Genomic DNA, 2430 nt, shown 5'->3' with positions numbered 1-2430 from the left:
CGGCACGCGCATCTTCATGATGCCCGCCGCCACCAGCACCTGCTCCCCCGTCACCTCGAGGATCTCCACGTCCTTGTTCAACCCCGAGTGCCGCACCCACGCGCCCACCTTCAGCTCGGGCGGCGGTGGCGCTTCCACCTGGAACAGCTCCGCTCGCGCCGCCTTCGCGCGCTGGTTGGCCTCCTCCGCCCGCTGCAGCAGCTGCGCCCGCGCCTCCGCCGCCGCCTTCTCGTTCGACTGCGACCGCAGCACCTTCAGCAGCTCCTGCACCTCCGTCGCCGCCTGGTCGCTCGCCGCCGCCACCTCTTCGTTGAAACGCATCAGCCGCGCCTTGCGCTCCCGCTCGAACTGCTGCTTCTGCTCGTCCAACTGCGCGCGCAGCCGCTCGGCCTCCGCCGCCGCCACCTTCGCCCGGTCCAGCTCCTCCTGCAGCTTCCTGCGGTCCTCCTCCGTCGCCGCCAGCGCCTTGGCCAGCGCGCCTCCCGCGTTCATCGCCAGGTCTCGCGCTCGCTCGCAGATGTGCGCCGGCAGCCCCATCCGCGCCGCCACCTCGATGGCCGATGACGCTCCCGCCGCGCCCAGCTGCAGCTTGTACGTGGGCGCCATCTTCTTCACGTCGAAGCCCACCCGCGCGTTGAGGAAGCGCGGATCCAGGTGCGCCAGCGCCTTGAGCTCCTCCAGGTGCGTGGTCACCAGCACCACCGCCCCCTTGGTGAGCATCTCCTCCAGCACGGCGATGGCGATGGCCGCGCCCTCGCGAGGATCCGTGTCCGCGGCGATCTCGTCGATGAGCACCAGCGAGTTCTTGCCCACCGTCAGGGAGATGTCGCGCAGCATCACCACGTGCGCGCTGAACGTGGACAGGCCCTGCGACAGGTCCTGCGCGTCGCCCACCGTGGAGTGCACCGAGCGGTAGAGCGGCATCCGCGAGCCCTCGCCCGCCGGAATCGGCAGGCCCGCCCGCAGCATCAGCGCGCACAAGCCCACCGCCGTCAGCGTCACCGTCTTGCCGCCCGCGTTGGGGCCGGACACCACCAGCGCCCGCGCCTCGCCCTGCATCTCCACGTCGTTGGGCACCACCTCGATGTCCTTGAGCACCAGCCGCGGGTGGCGCAGCCGCAGCAGCGTCATGCTCTCCACCCCGATGAACTCGGGGGTGTGCGCCCGCAGGTCTCCCGCGAGCACCGCCGACGCCTCCACCTCGTCCAGCTCGGCCACCGCGGCAATGCCCTCGAGCACCTTGTCCGACTCGCGCCCGAGCTGGTTCGTCAGCTCCTGGAGGATGCGCCGCTCCTCCTCCGCCACCACCGACTGCGCGATGGCCAGGTCGTTGCCCAGGCCCACCATCCGCTCGGGCTCGACGAAGAGCGTCTGCCCCGTCTGGCTCGCGTTGTGGACGATGCCCGGCACCTCGCCCCGGTAGTTGGAGACGACCGGCACCACGTACCGCCCATTGCGGATGGTGTAGTAGTTCTCCCGCAGCTTCGGCAGGAAGTTCTCGTCGTGGAGCATCTCCTCGAGCTGGCCCTTGATGCGCCGGTGCAGCCCCCGCACCCGGTCTCGCGCCTCACGCAGCTCGGGGCTGGCCCGATCGGACAGCTCCCCGTCGGCCTCGAAGCTCCGGTCGATCTTCATCGCCAGCGACTCCAGCAGCGGCAGCCGCCGGGAGATGGCCGCCAGCCGCGGCACCACGTGCTGCCGCTCCTCCAGCGCCTCACGGGTGCGGACGAAGGCGAAGAGCAGCTGCGCGCCCGCGATGAGCTGCCGGGGCTCCAGCAGGCCTCCCTTCGAGGCCAGCTCCATCGCGTTGCGCAGGTCCGTCACCCCGCCGAGCGGCAGGGAGAACTGCTCCTGGCCCAACCGCCGCGCCTCGGCGACGAGCTCCAGGGCGTCCGCTACCTGCTCCTCGGAATCGAGGAACGGCCGGGCGAGCGCGCGCTCCCTCCCCGGTTCAGTCCGACAACGGTGGGCCAATGCGCGGAGCACATCCGCGAAGCCAAGGTCTTCGAGCGTTCTCTGAGCGATCTGCACGGTCATGGGTTTCATGCGCGGCCGGGCGGCCGTCAAGAGGAAGTGTGGGTTGTGACAGCCGGAGACGGCTCTGGTATCAGCCGGCCATGCTCTGGCTACTGGTAGCGGGGACGCTCGCGGCGGCCATGGACGTCCCACCGTCCGGGGACCTGACACCGGCCCTGTCCCGAGAGGCCGAGGGCGACAGCGCCGGGGCCCTGGAGGCCGTGGAGGCCATTGTCCGCGCCTGGCCCGCCGAGGCCCTTCCCCGGCTGGAGGCGGCGCGCCTGTTGTTGAAATTGGGAACCGACCTGGATCGGGCCGAGGCCCACCTGGACGTGGCCGCCCCCGCGGCCCCCGACAACCCCCGGCTCCACAACCAGCGCGGGCTGCTCTGGGAATAGCGGGGGCAGCCCCAGC

Annotated in this window: 2 protein-coding genes; one reads left to right on the top strand and one right to left on the bottom strand. The window is 71.3% G+C overall.

Going from position 1 to position 2430, the window contains the following annotated elements; translation table 11 throughout:
- Window positions 1–2037 (bottom strand): endonuclease MutS2 (locus tag VF697_RS02900; protein ID WP_331091929.1); only part of this gene is annotated, 2037 nt, incomplete at its 3' end.
- Between the two features lie 80 nt (window positions 2038–2117).
- Here VF697_RS02900 and VF697_RS02895 point away from each other — a divergent pair.
- Window positions 2118–2414, top strand: coding sequence for a tetratricopeptide repeat protein (locus VF697_RS02895; protein WP_331091928.1), 297 nt, complete (start codon window positions 2118–2120; stop codon window positions 2412–2414).
- Window positions 2415–2430: the final 16 nt, after the last annotated feature.

Origin of the sequence: Archangium sp. (genome assembly GCF_036388035.1) — a bacterium.
Classification (GTDB): Bacteria; Myxococcota; Myxococcia; order Myxococcales; family Myxococcaceae; genus Archangium.
This window is presented reverse-complemented; position numbering and strand designations above follow the sequence as displayed.